Annotated in this window: 14 protein-coding genes; 11 read left to right on the top strand and 3 right to left on the bottom strand. The window is 55.6% G+C overall.

Translation table 11 applies throughout. The features are described 5' to 3' along the window. The first annotated feature begins 18 nt into the window (after positions 1-18). From yrfG to pckA, 4 genes are all read left to right on the top strand, one after another. Complete coding sequence (gene yrfG, locus OGV82_RS05205) at positions 19-687, top strand: GMP/IMP nucleotidase (protein WP_012135508.1); 669 nt, start codon at positions 19-21, stop codon at positions 685-687. 10 nt (positions 688-697) lie between these two features. After that, positions 698-1,099 (top strand): ribosome-associated heat shock protein Hsp15, encoded by a 402-nt coding sequence (hslR, locus tag OGV82_RS05200; protein WP_047460684.1) that lies wholly within the window; start codon positions 698-700, stop codon positions 1,097-1,099. A 24-nt stretch (positions 1,100-1,123) separates the two neighbouring features. Then, positions 1,124-2,002, top strand: a complete 879-nt coding sequence (gene hslO, locus OGV82_RS05195; protein ID WP_024131015.1) for an Hsp33 family molecular chaperone HslO — start codon at positions 1,124-1,126, stop codon at positions 2,000-2,002. Positions 2,003-2,419: 417 nt separating this feature from the next. Then, complete coding sequence (gene pckA, locus OGV82_RS05190) at positions 2,420-4,039, top strand: phosphoenolpyruvate carboxykinase (ATP) (RefSeq protein ID WP_012135511.1); 1,620 nt, start codon at positions 2,420-2,422, stop codon at positions 4,037-4,039. 124 nt (positions 4,040-4,163) lie between these two features. Here the strand turns inward: pckA and envZ are convergent, their stop codons facing one another. Beyond that, the gene (gene envZ / locus OGV82_RS05185; RefSeq protein ID WP_101744197.1) at positions 4,164-5,516 is read right to left on the bottom strand and encodes a two-component system sensor histidine kinase EnvZ; all 1,353 of its coding nucleotides are present in this window, start codon (positions 5,514-5,516) and stop codon (positions 4,164-4,166) included. Then, a complete protein-coding gene (gene ompR, locus OGV82_RS05180; protein ID WP_001157751.1) occupies positions 5,513-6,232 on the bottom strand; it encodes an osmolarity response regulator transcription factor OmpR in 720 nt (239 codons plus the stop codon). The genes envZ and ompR overlap by 4 nt, the downstream gene beginning before the upstream one ends. Positions 6,233-6,458: 226 nt before the next feature. On the opposite strand from ompR, the gene greB reads away from it, so the two are divergent. The 5 genes from greB to feoC all read left to right on the top strand — a co-directional run bounded on the left by greB (position 6,459) and on the right by feoC (position 12,598). After that, entirely contained in the window at positions 6,459-6,932 is a 474-nt protein-coding gene (gene greB / locus OGV82_RS05175; protein WP_101744196.1) for a transcription elongation factor GreB, read from the top strand. 97 nt (positions 6,933-7,029) lie between these two features. Next, on the top strand, positions 7,030-9,360 hold the full coding sequence (locus tag OGV82_RS05170; protein ID WP_101744195.1) for a Tex family protein: 2,331 nt from the start codon (positions 7,030-7,032) through the stop codon (positions 9,358-9,360). A gap of 425 nt (positions 9,361-9,785) precedes the next feature. Further along, entirely contained in the window at positions 9,786-10,013 is a 228-nt protein-coding gene (feoA, locus tag OGV82_RS05165; RefSeq protein ID WP_012135516.1) for a ferrous iron transporter A, read from the top strand. 18 nt (positions 10,014-10,031) lie between these two features. After that, positions 10,032-12,350 (top strand): Fe(2+) transporter permease subunit FeoB, encoded by a 2,319-nt coding sequence (gene feoB / locus OGV82_RS05160; protein WP_101744194.1) that lies wholly within the window; start codon positions 10,032-10,034, stop codon positions 12,348-12,350. Positions 12,351-12,361: 11 nt separating this feature from the next. Beyond that, positions 12,362-12,598, top strand: a complete 237-nt coding sequence (gene feoC, locus OGV82_RS05155; RefSeq protein ID WP_012135518.1) for a [Fe-S]-dependent transcriptional repressor FeoC — start codon at positions 12,362-12,364, stop codon at positions 12,596-12,598. Positions 12,599-12,681: 83 nt separating this feature from the next. Here the strand turns inward: feoC and bioH are convergent, their stop codons facing one another. Further along, positions 12,682-13,452, bottom strand: a complete 771-nt coding sequence (bioH, locus tag OGV82_RS05150) for a pimeloyl-ACP methyl ester esterase BioH (RefSeq protein WP_047460677.1) — start codon at positions 13,450-13,452, stop codon at positions 12,682-12,684. 37 nt (positions 13,453-13,489) lie between these two features. On the opposite strand from bioH, the gene gntX reads away from it, so the two are divergent. Beyond that, the gene (gene gntX / locus OGV82_RS05145) at positions 13,490-14,173 is read left to right on the top strand and encodes a DNA utilization protein GntX (RefSeq protein WP_101744193.1); all 684 of its coding nucleotides are present in this window, start codon (positions 13,490-13,492) and stop codon (positions 14,171-14,173) included. A gap of 58 nt (positions 14,174-14,231) precedes the next feature. Then, a complete protein-coding gene (gene nfuA, locus OGV82_RS05140) occupies positions 14,232-14,807 on the top strand; it encodes a Fe-S biogenesis protein NfuA (protein ID WP_012135521.1) in 576 nt (191 codons plus the stop codon). Positions 14,808-15,242 lie beyond the last annotated feature (435 nt).

Genomic DNA, 15,242 nt, shown 5'->3' with positions numbered 1-15,242 from the left:
CTCATCTGGAGAATTCCCATGCATATTGATATTGCCTGGCAGGACGTCGATACCGTTTTGCTGGACATGGACGGCACGCTGCTCGATCTGGCATTCGATAACTATTTCTGGCAGAAACTGGTGCCGGAAACCTATGGCGCACAGCAGGGAATCACAGCACAGGAAGCCCAGGACTATATTCGCCAGCAGTATCATGCCGTGCAGCATACGCTAAACTGGTACTGTCTTGATTACTGGAGCGAGCGGCTGGGTCTGGACATTTGCGCTATGACGACGGCACAGGGGCCGCGCGCCGTGCTGCGCGAAGATACCGTGCCGTTTCTGGATGCGTTAAAAGCCCGCGGTAAACGCCGCATTCTGCTGACCAACGCGCACCCGCATAACCTGGCGGTGAAGCTGGAACATACCGGTCTGGCATCACACCTTGATTTATTACTTTCCACCCACACATTTGGTTATCCCAAAGAGGATCAGCGGTTATGGCACGCAGTGGCTGAAGAAACGGGAATAAGCGCAGAGAAAACGCTGTTTATCGACGACAGCGAACCGATTCTCGACGCCGCCGCCCAATTCGGCATTCGTTACTGCCTCGGCGTGACCAATCCCGACTCCGGCATTGCAGAAAAGCAGTATGCACGCCATCCGTCGTTGAATGATTACCGCCGGCTGATCCCCTCACTGATGTGAAGGAGACGCCATGAAAGAAAAGCCCTCTATTGAGGTCCGACTGGATAAATGGCTGTGGGCCGCACGCTTTTATAAAACCCGTGCATTGGCCCGCGAAATGGTTGAAGGCGGTAAGGTGCACTATAACGGGCAGCGCAGCAAGCCGGGCAAGATTGTCGAGCTGAATGCGACGCTGACCCTGCGCCAGGGCAACGACGAGCGGACGGTAATCATTAAAGGCATTACCGAGCAGCGCCGTCCGGCGAGCGAAGCCGTTACGCTGTATGAAGAAACAGCGGAGAGCGTGGAAAAACGCGAAAAAATGGCGCAGGCACGCAAACTTAACGCATTAACCATGCCGCACCCGGACAGGCGACCGGATAAAAAAGAGCGCCGCGACCTGTTACGATTTAAACACGGCGACAGTGAGTGACTGTCACCCGCAAGAGAGATGATTATGCCGCAACATGACCAATTACATCGTTATCTGTTTGAAAACTTTGCCGTGCGCGGCGAACTGGTGACCGTATCGGAAACCCTGCAACAGATCCTCGAAAACCACGCCTATCCGCAGCCGGTCAAAACCGTGCTGGCCGAGCTGCTGGTCGCCACCAGCCTGCTGACTGCCACGCTGAAATTTGCCGGTGACATTACCGTGCAGCTACAGGGCGACGGCCCACTGAGCCTGGCGGTGATCAACGGCAATAACAACCAGCAGATGCGCGGCGTCGCTCGCGTACAGGGCGAAGTGCCGGAAAACGCGGATCTGAAAACGCTGGTGGGCAACGGCTATCTGGTGATCACCATTACGCCGGAAGAAGGCGAGCGTTATCAGGGCGTGGTCGGTCTGGAAGGCGACACGCTGGCAGCGTGTCTGGAAGATTACTTCCTGCGTTCCGAACAGCTGCCGACACGCCTGTTCATCCGCACTGGCGAGGTGGAAGGCAAACCGGCGGCGGGCGGAATGCTGCTACAGGTAATGCCCGCGCAGAACGCGCAGGCGGACGACTTCGATCACCTGGCGACGCTGACCGGAACCATCAAAACCGAAGAGTTGCTGACTCTTCCGGCTAACGATGTGTTGTGGCGTTTGTACCATGAAGAAGAGGTCACGCTCTACGACCCGCAGGACGTTGAGTTCAAGTGTACCTGTTCTCGTGAACGCTGTGCGGGCGCGCTGAAAACGCTACCGGATGAAGAAGTGGACAGCATCCTGGCGGAAGAAGGCGAGATCGATATGCACTGCGATTACTGCGGCAGCCACTATCTGTTCAACGCGATGGACATTGCGGAAATCCGCAACAACGCCTCCCCTGCCGACCCGCAGGTGCATTAATCACTAGTAAAAAGCCTGATGGCGAATCGCTCATCAGGCTTACTCATTTACAGGTCAGATAAGACGCATCCGCGTCGTCATCCGGCCTGCTCCGCAAAATTCCGCACTTTTTGTTCATTTTTTCCTTCGTGGTGAATCGATATTTTATATGTAAGAGTTTCGTAAATTTCTTACATGAATGCGATTACACTCACAACATTCCCGCAGAATACACTCATTTTTAACGTTTTAAGAACATTTTCCACAACAAAAAAGGGTTCTCTGCCATAATAAGCGCCGCTTCGTGACAGGAGTCACAGCGTTTTCGGTCAATCGTGATTTTGTCCAGATACGTAAATCTATGAGCCTCGTCGCGGTTAACAAACCCTAAAAAACCCTACAATTTCAGGTAATACATATTGGCTAAGGAGTAGTGACATGCGCGTTAACAGCTTAACCCCGCAAGATCTCAAGGCTTATGGTATCAATGACGTTCAGGATATCGTTTACAACCCCAGCTACGACCTGCTGTACCAGGAGGAACTCGATCCTACTCTGGAAGGTTACGAGCGCGGCGTATTAACGAATCTGGGCGCCGTTGCCGTTGATACTGGTATCTTTACCGGACGTTCGCCGAAGGATAAATACATTGTCCGTGACGACACCACGCGTGACACGCTCTGGTGGTCCGACAAAGGCAAAGGCAAGAACGACAACAAACCGCTGTCCCAGGAAACCTGGCAGCACCTGAAAGGGCTGGTAACTCAGCAACTCTCCGGCAAACGCCTGTTCATCGTTGACGCCTTCTGCGGCGCTAACGCGGACACCCGTCTCTCCGTTCGCTTCATCACGGAAGTCGCCTGGCAGGCGCATTTTGTCAAAAACATGTTCATCCGTCCTGCGGACGAAGAACTGGTGGATTTCAAACCAGACTTTATCGTGATGAACGGCGCGAAATGCACCAACCCGCAGTGGAAGGAACAGGGGCTGAACTCTGAAAACTTCGTAGCCTTCAACCTGACTGAACGCATTCAGTTAATTGGCGGCACCTGGTACGGCGGCGAAATGAAAAAAGGGATGTTCTCCGTCATGAACTACCTGCTGCCGCTGAAAGGCATTGCCTCCATGCACTGCTCCGCCAACGTGGGTGAGAAAGGCGACGTCGCGGTCTTCTTCGGGCTTTCCGGCACCGGGAAAACCACCCTATCCACCGACCCGAAACGCCGTCTGATCGGCGATGACGAACACGGCTGGGATGACGACGGCGTGTTTAACTTTGAAGGCGGCTGCTACGCGAAAACCATCAAGCTGTCTAAAGAAGCCGAACCGGAAATCTACAACGCTATCCGTCGCGATGCGCTGCTGGAAAACGTCACCGTTCGCGAAGATGGCTCCATCGATTTCGACGATGGTTCCAAAACCGAGAACACCCGCGTCTCCTACCCGATTTATCATATCGATAACATCGTTAAGCCGGTATCAAAAGCGGGCCATGCAACCAAAGTCATCTTCCTGACTGCCGACGCTTTCGGCGTGCTGCCGCCGGTTTCTCGCCTGACGGCTGACCAGACGCAGTACCACTTCCTGTCTGGCTTTACCGCTAAACTGGCCGGTACTGAGCGCGGCGTTACCGAACCGACGCCAACCTTCTCTGCCTGCTTCGGCGCGGCGTTCCTGTCGCTGCACCCGACGCAGTACGCTGAAGTGCTGGTCAAACGCATGCAGGCATCCGGCGCACAGGCGTATCTGGTAAACACCGGCTGGAACGGCACGGGCAAACGTATCTCCATCAAAGATACGCGCGCGATTATCGACGCCATCCTGAACGGCTCTCTGGATAATGCGGAAACCTTTAATCTGCCGATGTTTGACCTGGCGATCCCGACCGAGCTGCCGGGCGTAGAGACACGTATTCTTGACCCGCGTAACACCTACGCGTCACCGGAACAGTGGCAGGAAAAAGCCACCGCGCTGGCGAAACTGTTTGTCGAGAATTTCGAGAAATACACCGATACCCCAGCCGGTGAAGCGCTGGTCAGCGCCGGGCCGAAGCTGTAAAAAAACACGCCGGATGGCGGCTACGCCTTATCCGGCCTACGGAGCACACGCTGTTGTAGGCCCGGTAAGCGTAGCGCCACCGGGCGCTGAGAAACGAAAAGGGAGGCATTTCGCCTCCCTTTTCTTATGCGTCTTTCGTCGAACCCGGTACGCGAGTGACCGGAATCGGCAGCCAGGCGCGAATAGAAAGCCCACCGCGCTCGCTGGAGCCAATCTCCAGCATACCGTTATGGTTATCCACAATACGCTGCACAATCGCCAGACCCAACCCGGTGCCGCTGGTGCTGCGCGCGCTGTCGCCGCGCACAAACGGCTGGAACAGGTGCTTACGCTGTTCCGGCTTAATGCCCGGCCCATCGTCTTCAACCTGGAACCAGGCGCGATGCGGTTCCGTACCGCTGCTGACCTTGATCCAGCCATTGCCATAACGGGCGGCGTTGACCACCATATTGGCGATCGCGCGTTTAATCGACAACGGATGCATTTTCACCTGAATACTGCCCGGTTGTAGCGCGGTATCAATTTCCCGCTCGTAGCCGCTTTCCGCCGCAATAACCTCACCCAACACGGCATTCAGATCGGCCATCTCCATTGGCATTTCCTGACCGGTACGCAGGTAATCGATGAATTGTTCGATAATGGCGTTGCACTCTTCTATGTCCTTATTAATGGACTCCGCGAGATAGCCGTCCTCTTCACCCATCATTTCGGTAGCCAGGCGGATACGCGTCAACGGTGTGCGCAAATCGTGGCTCACGCCCGCCATCAGCAAGGTACGGTCATCAGCCAGTTGCTTCACGCCCGCCGCCATATGGTTGAAGGCGCGGGTTACAGAGCGCACCTCCGACGCGCCATACTCGCGCAGCGGCGGTGGAATCATGCCTTTCCCCACCTGCAACGCGGCATGTTCAAGATCGACCAGCGGTCGGTTCTGGATACGAATAAACAACCATGCGCCGCCTATCGCCAGCAGCATAATCGCCAGCGTATAGCGGAACAGCGGGGAGAAATCGCCCTGATGGATTTCCGTCAGCGGCACGCGCACCCAGATATTGGGCGACAGCCAGGTTTTCAGCCAGACCACCGGCGAACTTTTGTTGACCTCAACGCGCACTTCCGTCGGGCCGCCCAGCTGCTGCGCCATCTGATGGCTTAAGAATTCATAGTGTTGCGCCCAACGCAGCCCGGCCTCTTCGGCAGCCTCGTTGGAATAGAGAGAAATCCCCAGCTCACGATAGATTTCCCGGCGGAACGCAGGCGGCACCACCAGTTGCGTGCCGTCCTCCAGTTGCAGCTTATCGGTCATCAGCATACGAACTTCGTAGGCCAGAACCTTATTAAACTGCTGGAGGCTCGGCAGAATCGCAAAGTTCAGCACCACCAGATAAGTCGTCACCAGGCTGACGAACAGCAAGGTGACGATGAGCAGTAGCGTGCGGGCAAATGAACTTCGCGGAGAGAAGCGCATTCGCCTCATGCTTTAGAACCGTCCGGTACAAAGACGTAGCCCAGGCCCCAGACGGTCTGAATGTAACGCGGATGCGCCGGATCTTCTTCCACCATGCGGCGCAGACGGGAGATCTGCACATCGATGGAGCGTTCCATCGCAGAGTATTCACGACCGCGCGCCAGGTTCATCAGCTTATCGCGGGAAAGCGGTTCGCGCGGGTGGCTGACCAGCGCTTTCAGTACCGCAAATTCACCGCTGGTGAGCGGCATCGGTTCGTCTTCGCGGAACATTTCGCGGGTGCCGAGGTTCAGCTTGAACTTACCGAAAGCGATTACCGCTTCTTCCTGCGAAGGCGCGCCCGGCAGTTCGTTCGCCTGACGGCGCAGCACAGCGCGAATACGCGCCAGCAGTTCACGCGGGTTGAACGGCTTCGGAATGTAGTCGTCGGCACCGATCTCCAGACCCACAATGCGGTCCACTTCTTCACCCTTCGCCGTCACCATGATGATCGGCATAGGGTTGCTCTGGCTGCGCAGACGGCGGCAAATTGACAGGCCATCTTCGCCAGGCAGCATGAGGTCCAGTACCATAAGGTGGAAGGACTCACGGGTCAGCAGACGATCCATTTGCTCGGCGTTTGCCACGCTTCGAACCTGGAAGCCCTGCTCGGTCAGATAACGTTCCAGTAGCGCGCGCAGGCGCATATCGTCATCCACCACCAGAATCTTATAATTCTCTTGCATTGTTTTACTCCCAAAGGTTCGCAACAATTGAATGTGTGTATTCTTAAAAAAGCTTACGTTCGTCACCAGCGAATTCTGGTATAAATTCCAGGCTAAATTGTTACAAAGCATATTTAACAGCAGCTTAAGTATACAATTAATCTTGCGACACATTATTTATTCTGCTGCGGCGATCACGTAATACGTATTGTGCGCATCGCCAAATAGTCAAAGGTAAATCAACGAGATGAAAACGCCCCTGATTACCCGGGAAGGGTACGAAAAACTCAAACACGAGCTGAATTATCTCTGGCGGGAAGAACGCCCGGAAGTCACCAAAAAAGTGACCTGGGCTGCGAGTCTTGGGGACCGCAGCGAAAATGCCGACTATCAGTATAATAAAAAGCGCCTGCGTGAGATCGACCGTCGTGTTCGTTATCTGACCAAATGCTTGGAAAACCTGAAAATCGTCGATTATTCCCCGCAGCAGGAAGGCAAAGTGTTCTTCGGCGCGTGGGTGGAGATCGAAAACGATGAGGGCGATATCCGCCGCTTTCGCATCGTCGGCTACGATGAAATTTTCGGTCGTAAGGATTACATCTCCATCGACTCGCCTATGGCGCGGGCGTTGCTGAAAAAAGAAGTGGGCGATCTCGCGGTAGTACACACGCCCGCTGGCGAGGCCAGCTGGTACGTTAATGAGATCGAATACGTAAAATAGCGCCGGAACAATCCGAAGCCCCCGCTGATGACTGGCAATTTTGCCAGTCAATCCGTATAACTATCCCCTGATTTTTTACTCAGATGAAACTAAATCCATGATGAATGATTCTTTCTGCCGCATTATCGCGGGTGAAATTCAGGCACGCGCCGAACAGGTAGACGCTGCCGTTCGCCTGCTTGACGAAGGGAACACCGTGCCGTTTATCGCACGTTATCGTAAGGAGATCACCGGCGGGCTGGATGACACGCAGTTGCGTAATCTGGAGACCCGTCTGGGATATCTACGTGAACTGGAAGACAGACGTCAGGCCATTCTCAAGTCCATTTCCGAGCAAGGCAAGCTGACCGATGAGCTGGCTAACGCCATCAACGGCACGTTAAGTAAGACCGAACTCGAAGACCTCTACCTGCCCTACAAACCCAAGCGTCGCACACGCGGGCAAATCGCCATCGAAGCCGGACTTGAACCGCTGGCTGACCTGCTGTGGTCAGATCCCTCCCACACCCCGGAAACGGAAGCGGCAAAATACATCGACGCTGACAACGGCGTGGCGGATGCCAAAGCAGCCCTTGATGGCGCACGTTATATCCTGATGGAGCGTTTTGCCGAAGACGCGGCGCTGCTGGCGAAAGTGCGCGATTATCTGTGGAAGAACGCCCATCTGGTCGCGACCGTCGTGAGCGGCAAAGAGGAGGAAGGGGCGAAATTCCGAGATTACTTCGATCATCACGAACCGATCGCCACCGTCCCTTCACACCGTGCGCTGGCGATGTTCCGTGGCCGCAACGAAGGCGTGCTGCAACTGTCGCTGAATGCCGACCCGCAATTCGATGAGCCGCCCAAAGAGAGCCACTGCGAGCAGATCATCCAGGATCACCTCGGCCTGCGTCTGAACAACGCTCCGGCGGATAGCTGGCGCAAAGGCGTGGTGAGCTGGACATGGCGTATAAAAGTCCTGATGCATCTCGAAACCGAACTGATGGGCACCGTGCGTGAACGCGCGGAAGATGAAGCCATTAACGTCTTTGCCCGCAATCTCCACGATCTGCTGATGGCGGCGCCTGCTGGCCTGCGCGCGACTATGGGTCTCGATCCGGGTCTGCGTACCGGCGTGAAGGTTGCCGTAGTGGACGGCACCGGTAAACTGGTCGCCACCGACACTATTTATCCACATACCGGTCAGGCGGCTAAAGCCGCGGTGGCGGTTGCCGCACTGTGCGAAAAACACAACGTTGAGCTGGTGGCGATTGGTAACGGCACGGCATCGCGCGAAACCGAGCGCTTCTTCCTCGACGTGCAGAAACAGTTCCCGAAAGTGACGGCGCAGAAAGTGATCGTCAGCGAAGCCGGAGCATCGGTGTATTCCGCTTCCGAGCTGGCGGCGCTGGAGTTCCCGGATCTGGACGTTTCGCTGCGCGGCGCAGTCTCTATCGCCCGTCGTCTGCAAGACCCGCTGGCGGAGCTGGTGAAAATCGATCCGAAATCCATCGGCGTCGGCCAGTATCAGCACGACGTCAGCCAGACCCAGCTTGCCCGTAAGCTGGATGCCGTTGTGGAAGACTGCGTAAACGCCGTCGGCGTCGATCTCAATACCGCGTCCGTACCGTTGCTGACCCGCGTGGCAGGCTTAACGCGCATGATGGCGCAGAATATCGTCGCCTGGCGTGATGAAAACGGTCAGTTCCAGAACCGCCAGCAGTTGCTGAAAGTGAGCCGTCTGGGGCCGAAAGCCTTTGAACAGTGCGCGGGCTTCCTGCGCATCAACCACGGCGATAACCCGCTGGATGCCTCTACCGTTCACCCGGAAGCCTACCCGGTGGTCGAGCGTATTCTTGCCGCCACCCAACAGGCGCTGAAAGCGCTGATGGGCAACAGCAGCGAGCTACGCAATTTGAAAGCGGTGGATTTCACCGACGACAAATTCGGCGTGCCAACCGTTACCGACATCATCAAAGAGCTGGAAAAACCGGGCCGCGACCCGCGTCCAGAGTTCAAAACCGCGCAGTTTGCTGATGGCGTAGAAACCATGAACGATCTGCAACCGGGCATGATTCTTGAAGGCGCCGTAACCAACGTCACCAACTTTGGCGCGTTTGTGGATATCGGCGTACATCAGGACGGTCTGGTGCACATCTCTTCCCTGTCGAATAAGTTCGTCGAAGATCCACACACCGTGGTGAAAGCGGGCGACATCGTGAAGGTGAAAGTGCTGGAGGTTGACCTGCAACGTAAGCGCATCGCGCTGACCATGCGTCTGGACGAGCAGCCGGGTGAAACCAACGCCCGTCGCGGCGGCAGCAACGATCGCGCCCAGGGCAACCGCCCGGCGGCAAAAGCGGCGAAGCCGCGTGGTCGTGACGCGCAGCCTGCGGGCAACAGCGCCATGATGGACGCGCTGGCGGCCGCAATGGGTAAAAAACGCTAATCAAGCCTTATGCTTGTAGGCCGGATGAGGTATCTATACCGCCATCCGGCCGTTATATTTGAAATTAACAATTAAATCTTACGAATTAAATTGCTTAATTCATTACCCGCCTGTTGCCAGTACTGGTAATTATCAATTCATTAACAGATGAAACCTTAATTAAACATTAGCAACGCTGAATAATGTTTAAATCAACACGTTCTTTTTAAGACGAATAAATGTTGAGCCATGTCAAAACTGACTCAATTTATTATCCATTTCTACATTCCGTCACATTTTAATCATTGATGATAAAAACCATTCTCATTATCATTGTCTTGTTGATTATTTAATCTTTCTTTCGTTGGCTAATCATCTGGTCTTATGCCGCCTTCTGAGCGCGCATGAGGTATACGTCCAGTTAGCGAGAAACAAGTAGGCCCCCTATGCAATTCATTCCAGACACGGCGTGGAAAATTACCGGCTTTTCCCATGAAATCAGCCCGGCATACCGTCAGAAACTGCTTTCACTCGGCATGTTGCCAGGTTCTTCATTTAACGTAGTGCGTGTCGCCCCATTAGGCGATCCTATTCATATCGAAACTCGCCGCGTGAGCCTGGTATTACGTAAGAAAGATCTGGCGTTATTAGAAGTGGAAGCGGTTTCCTGTTAATTCGGTGAGTCTATAAAAATGAAAAAATTAACCATTGGTTTAATTGGTAATCCAAATTCCGGCAAGACAACATTATTTAACCAGCTCACCGGCGCGCGTCAGCGTGTGGGGAACTGGGCGGGTGTTACCGTTGAACGCAAAGAAGGTCAGTTCGCAACAACCGACCATCAGGTCACGCTGGTCGATTTACCCGGCACCTATTCACTGACCACCATTTCGTCAGAAACTTCCCTCGATGAACAAATCGCCTGCCATTACATTCTGAGCGGCGACGCAGACCTGCTGATCAACGTGGTGGATGCCTCTAACCTTGAGCGCAACCTCTACCTGACGCTGCAACTGCTTGAGCTGGGCATTCCCTGCATTGTGGCGCTCAACATGCTCGACATCGCGGAGAAACAGCAGGTTCGCATTGATATCGACGCGCTGTCCGCACGCCTTGGTTGCCCGGTTGTGCCGTTGGTTTCCACACGCGGCCGTGGGATTGAAGCCCTGAAACTGGCTATCGATCGCTATAAAGAAAACGAAAACGTTGAGCTGGTACATTATGCCCGGCCGTTGCTGCGCGAGGCCGAATCGCTGGCCGACGTCATGGCGGCGGATATGCCGGCGCAACAGCGCCGCTGGCTGGGCTTGCAGATGCTGGAAGGCGATATCTACAGCCGCGTTTACGCCGGTAATGCCGCGCAAAACCTTGAGGCGTCGCTCACTCGCCTGAGCAAAGAGATGGATGACCCGGCGCTACACATCGCTGATGCGCGTTATCAGTGCATCGCCGCAATTTGCGACGTGGTCAGCAACACCCTGACGGCGGAACCCAGCCGTTTCACCGCAGCGGTAGATAAGGTCATCCTGAACCGTTTCCTCGGGTTGCCGATTTTCCTGTTCGTCATGTACCTGATGTTCCTGCTCGCCATTAACATTGGCGGCGCGCTGCAACCGCTGTTCGACGTGGGTTCCGTGGCGCTCTTTATTCACGGCATCCAGTGGATCGGCTACACGCTGCACTTCCCGGACTGGCTTACCATTTTCCTCGCGCAAGGGCTGGGCGGCGGTATCAATACCGTTCTGCCGCTGGTGCCGCAGATCGGCATGATGTACCTGTTTCTCTCTTTCCTGGAGGACTCCGGCTACATGGCGCGCGCGGCGTTCGTTATGGACCGTCTGATGCAGGCACTAGGGCTGCCGGGTAAATCGTTCGTACCGCTGATTGTCGGCTTTGGCTGTAACGTCCCGTCCGTGATGGGCGCCCGTACCCTGGACGCGCCGCGTGAACGCCTGATGACTATTATGATGGCGCCGTTTATGTCCTGCGGCGCACGTCTGGCGATTTTCGCCGTGTTTGCCGCCGCGTTCTTTGGGCAAAACGGCGCGCTGGCGGTTTTCTCGCTGTATGTACTGGGTATCGTGATGGCGGTACTGACCGGCCTGATGCTTAAACACACGATTATGCGCGGCGAAGCCTCTCCGTTCGTGATGGAACTGCCGGTCTACCATGTGCCGCACATCAAAAGCCTGGTGATCCAGACCTGGCAACGCCTGAAAGGCTTTGTGCTGCGTGCCGGTAAGGTCATCATCATCGTCAGTATTTTCCTCAGCGCGTTTAACAGCTTCTCCCTGAGCGGAAAAATCGTCGATAACATCAACGACTCTGCGCTCGCGTCCATCAGCCGCGTGATTACGCCTGTCTTTAAACCGATTGGCGTTCATGAAGATAACTGGCAGGCGACCGTTGGCCTGTTCACCGGCGCAATGGCGAAAGAGGTGGTGGTAGGGACGCTGAACACCCTCTATACCGCTGAAAATATTCAGGAAGAAGAGTTTAATCCGGCTGACTTCCATCTCGGCGACGAGCTGCTGGGCGCGGTCGATGAAACCTGGCAAAGCCTGAAAGACACCTTCAGCCTTAGCGTACTGGCTAACCCAATCGAAGCCAGCAAAGGCGACGGTGAAATGGCGACCGGGGCGATGGGCGTGATGGACGCGAAGTTTGGCAGCGCCGCTGCCGCATACAGCTATCTGATTTTCGTTCTGCTGTATGTACCGTGCATCTCGGTGATGGGGGCTATCGCGCGTGAATCCAGCCGCGGCTGGATGAGCTTCTCGATTCTGTGGGGGCTGAATATCGCCTACTCGCTGTCTACCCTGTTCTATCAGGTTGCAAGCTTTAGCCAGCATCCGACCTATAGCCTGGTCTGCATTCTGGCGGTCATCCTGTTTAACATCGTGGTGCTGGGGCTGTTACGGCGCGCCCGTAGCCGGGTGGATATCGAACTGCTGGCGACGCGTAAAACGGCCAGCGCCTGCTGCGCAAGCCCTGCCGGCAACTGTCACTAAGGTTGAGAACAATGGCGTCACTTATTCAGGTTCGTGATTTACTGGCTTTGCAGGGGCGTATGGAGGCAATGCAGATTAGCCGCACGCTGCATACGCCGCAGCCGATGATCGACGCGATGCTGAATCAGCTGGAGAATATGGGCAGGGCCGTGCGGATTCAGGAAGATCCCGACGGCTGCCTGTCCGGTAGCTGCAAAAGCTGCCCGGAAGGAAAAGCCTGTCTCCGGGAGTGGTGGACGCTGCGTTAACGTTCTGCCGGATGGCGAACGGTAGCTAACATGTAGGCCGGATAAGGCATTTACGCCGCTATCCGGCACTGCATAGACAATAATTATATCTTCTGCTTTAACGCCATCAACGCCTGACAAAATTCGCCGGGATGCGAAATAAACGGCGCATGGGCGGCCTTTGCAAACACCTGCGATTCACTCTCAGGCCATGCGGCATCCAGCATCGGCACGACTTTGCGCGGCACCAGACCATCCAGATAACCATACAGACGCAGGAACGGCATGGTCAGCGATTTAAGCGGCTCGCGCAGGTCGGCCGTTTTCAATATCTCCAGCCCACCGTTCAGCACCGCAACCTCCGGCATCGGCAACGCCAGCACGGCACTTTTCAGCGTGCGGGCATCCTGACGCGCGGTTTCGGTGCCCAACGTTTGCAGCGCCAGAAAACGTTCCACCGTACGCTGGAAATCTTCGCTGAGCTGCTGTTGAAATCCCGCCAGGATATCCGGCTTAATACCCGGCCACGCTTCGCGAGCGCTGAAACAGGGCGATGACGCGACGGTCACCAGCGCCTGAACGCGTTCAGGATGAGTTAACGCCACCTGGCTCGCCACCAGCCCTCCCAGACTCCAGCCAAGCCAGACGGCTTTATCAGGCGCCTGTTTCAGCACATGCTCCGCCATCTGCTCCAGCGACATCGCGCCAAAACCCTGGCTGCGGCCAAATCCGGGTAAATCGACAAGATGCAGCGTGAAATGCGCGCTGAGTTCCTCACGAATGCAATTCCACACTTCCGCATTCAGTCCCCATCCGTGCAGCAGCACAAGATGGCAATTTCCCTGACCTTCAGTCTGCCACCAGATGTCATTCATCAGTTACTGTTCTCTTTTGGCTAACAAGGATGAACATATGCTAACAGTACCGGGATTATGCTGGCTATGCCGAATGCCGCTGGCGTTGAGTCACTGGGGGATTTGTTCGGTTTGCACGAGAGCGGCGCGTCGCCGCGTCAGCCTGTGCCCACAGTGTGGATTACCCGCTGCGCACGCCGCCATTCCCTGCGGGCGTTGTCTGCAAAAACCCCCGCCGTGGCAGCGTCTGGTGACGGTCAGCGACTACGTACCGCCGCTGAGTTTACTTATCCACCAGCTAAAATTCTCTCGCCGCAGCGACGTCGCCGCCGCCCTTTCACGCCTGCTGTTGCTGGAAGTCTTACACGCGCACCGCGCATCGACGCTTCCGCTACCGGATCGCTTAGTCAGCGTGCCGCTCTGGCAGCGCCGCCACTGGTGCAGGGGATTTAACCAAAGCGATCTGCTGTGTCGCCCCCTGGCGCGCTGGCTGGGCTGCGGCTGGGACAGCCGAAGCGTCACGCGCCTTCGCGCCACCGCCACTCAGCACCATCTCAGCGCCCGATTGCGCAAACATAACCTGAAAAATGCGTTTCGCCTTGAATTGCCGGTACAGGGACTCCATATGGTCATTGTGGATGATGTCGTCACTACCGGAAGTACCGTCGCGGAGATCGCGCAGCTGCTTTTGCGCAACGGCGCGGCGACTGTCCAGGTATGGTGCCTGTGTCGAACCTTGTAGAGCCTCGATGATGGGCGTATTATAACCAAGTAAAATAGTCAACTATTAGGCCATTACTATGATCCATATTTCCGATGCTGCACAAGCGCACTTTGCCAAACTGCTGGCAAATCAGGAAGAAGGGACACAAATCCGTGTATTTGTGATCAATCCCGGTACGCCTAACGCTGAATGCGGCGTTTCTTATTGTCCGCCGGACGCCGTGGAAGCAAGCGACACTGCCCTGAAATTTGACCTGCTGACCGCTTATGTTGATGAACTGAGCGCGCCGTATCTGGAAGATGCCGAGATCGATTTCGTCACCGATCAGCTGGGTTCTCAGCTGACGCTGAAAGCGCCAAACGCCAAAATGCGTAAGGTTGCTGATGATGCGCCGCTGATGGAACGTGTGGAGTACATGCTGCAATCGCAGATCAACCCGCAGCTTGCCGGTCACGGCGGTCGCGTCTCTCTGATGGAGATCACCGACGAAGGCTACGCCATTTTGCAGTTTGGCGGCGGCTGTAACGGTTGCTCGATGGTCGATGTGACCCTGAAAGAAGGGATCGAGAAGCAGCTGCTGAATGAATTCCCTGAGCTGAAAGGCGTTCGCGATCTGACCGAACACCAGCGCGGCGAGCACTCTTACTACTAAGATTCTGCCCGGTGGCGCGCCGCTTACCGGGCCTGCAATGCGTATCCCGTAGGCCGGATAAGGCGTTTACGCCGCCATCCGGCGTTTTGCCCGGTGGCGCGTCGCTTACCGGGCCTACAATGCATATCCCGTAGGCCGGATAAGGCGTTTACGCCGCCATCCGGCGTTTTGCCCGGTGGCGCGTCGCTTACCGGGCCTACAATGTATATCCCGTAGGCCGGATAAGGTGTTTACGCCGCCATCCGGCGTGATGATATCTTCCGCTTTTCTCCTCCGATAACATGACCTGCCTCTCATAATTTAAATTTTGCCTGCCAGGGTGATTCTCAATCGCTATATGTTACCCGTATCATTCATATGGGCACCAAACATCCCCATAACAGCTGACTAAACCAGATAGTGTTAAAGTCAATCAGTGTTGGTGCCGTTACGCTT

This window comes from Citrobacter sp. CK191, from assembly GCF_030333435.1.
In the GTDB taxonomy this organism is placed as follows: Bacteria; Pseudomonadota; Gammaproteobacteria; order Enterobacterales; family Enterobacteriaceae; genus Citrobacter_B; species Citrobacter_B koseri.
The sequence above is the reverse complement of the archived record's forward strand: the minus strand, read 5'-3'. Positions and strand labels throughout refer to the sequence as shown.

What these genes read in the sequence shown, in the direction of transcription:
- yrfG (WP_012135508.1), top strand. Translation starts at nt 19, where the DNA reads ATGCATATTGATATTGCCTGGCAGGACGTCGATACCGTTTTGCTGGAC.
- hslR (WP_047460684.1), top strand. Translation starts at nt 698, where the DNA reads ATGAAAGAAAAGCCCTCTATTGAGGTCCGACTGGATAAATGGCTGTGG.
- hslO (WP_024131015.1), top strand. Translation starts at nt 1,124, where the DNA reads ATGCCGCAACATGACCAATTACATCGTTATCTGTTTGAAAACTTTGCC.
- pckA (WP_012135511.1), top strand. Translation starts at nt 2,420, where the DNA reads ATGCGCGTTAACAGCTTAACCCCGCAAGATCTCAAGGCTTATGGTATC.
- envZ (WP_101744197.1), bottom strand. Translation starts at nt 5,516, where the DNA reads ATGAGGCGAATGCGCTTCTCTCCGCGAAGTTCATTTGCCCGCACGCTA.
- ompR (WP_001157751.1), bottom strand. Translation starts at nt 6,232, where the DNA reads ATGCAAGAGAATTATAAGATTCTGGTGGTGGATGACGATATGCGCCTG.
- greB (WP_101744196.1), top strand. Translation starts at nt 6,459, where the DNA reads ATGAAAACGCCCCTGATTACCCGGGAAGGGTACGAAAAACTCAAACAC.
- OGV82_RS05170 (WP_101744195.1), top strand. Translation starts at nt 7,030, where the DNA reads ATGATGAATGATTCTTTCTGCCGCATTATCGCGGGTGAAATTCAGGCA.
- feoA (WP_012135516.1), top strand. Translation starts at nt 9,786, where the DNA reads ATGCAATTCATTCCAGACACGGCGTGGAAAATTACCGGCTTTTCCCAT.
- feoB (WP_101744194.1), top strand. Translation starts at nt 10,032, where the DNA reads ATGAAAAAATTAACCATTGGTTTAATTGGTAATCCAAATTCCGGCAAG.
- feoC (WP_012135518.1), top strand. Translation starts at nt 12,362, where the DNA reads ATGGCGTCACTTATTCAGGTTCGTGATTTACTGGCTTTGCAGGGGCGT.
- bioH (WP_047460677.1), bottom strand. Translation starts at nt 13,452, where the DNA reads ATGAATGACATCTGGTGGCAGACTGAAGGTCAGGGAAATTGCCATCTT.
- gntX (WP_101744193.1), top strand. Translation starts at nt 13,490, where the DNA reads ATGCTAACAGTACCGGGATTATGCTGGCTATGCCGAATGCCGCTGGCG.
- nfuA (WP_012135521.1), top strand. Translation starts at nt 14,232, where the DNA reads ATGATCCATATTTCCGATGCTGCACAAGCGCACTTTGCCAAACTGCTG.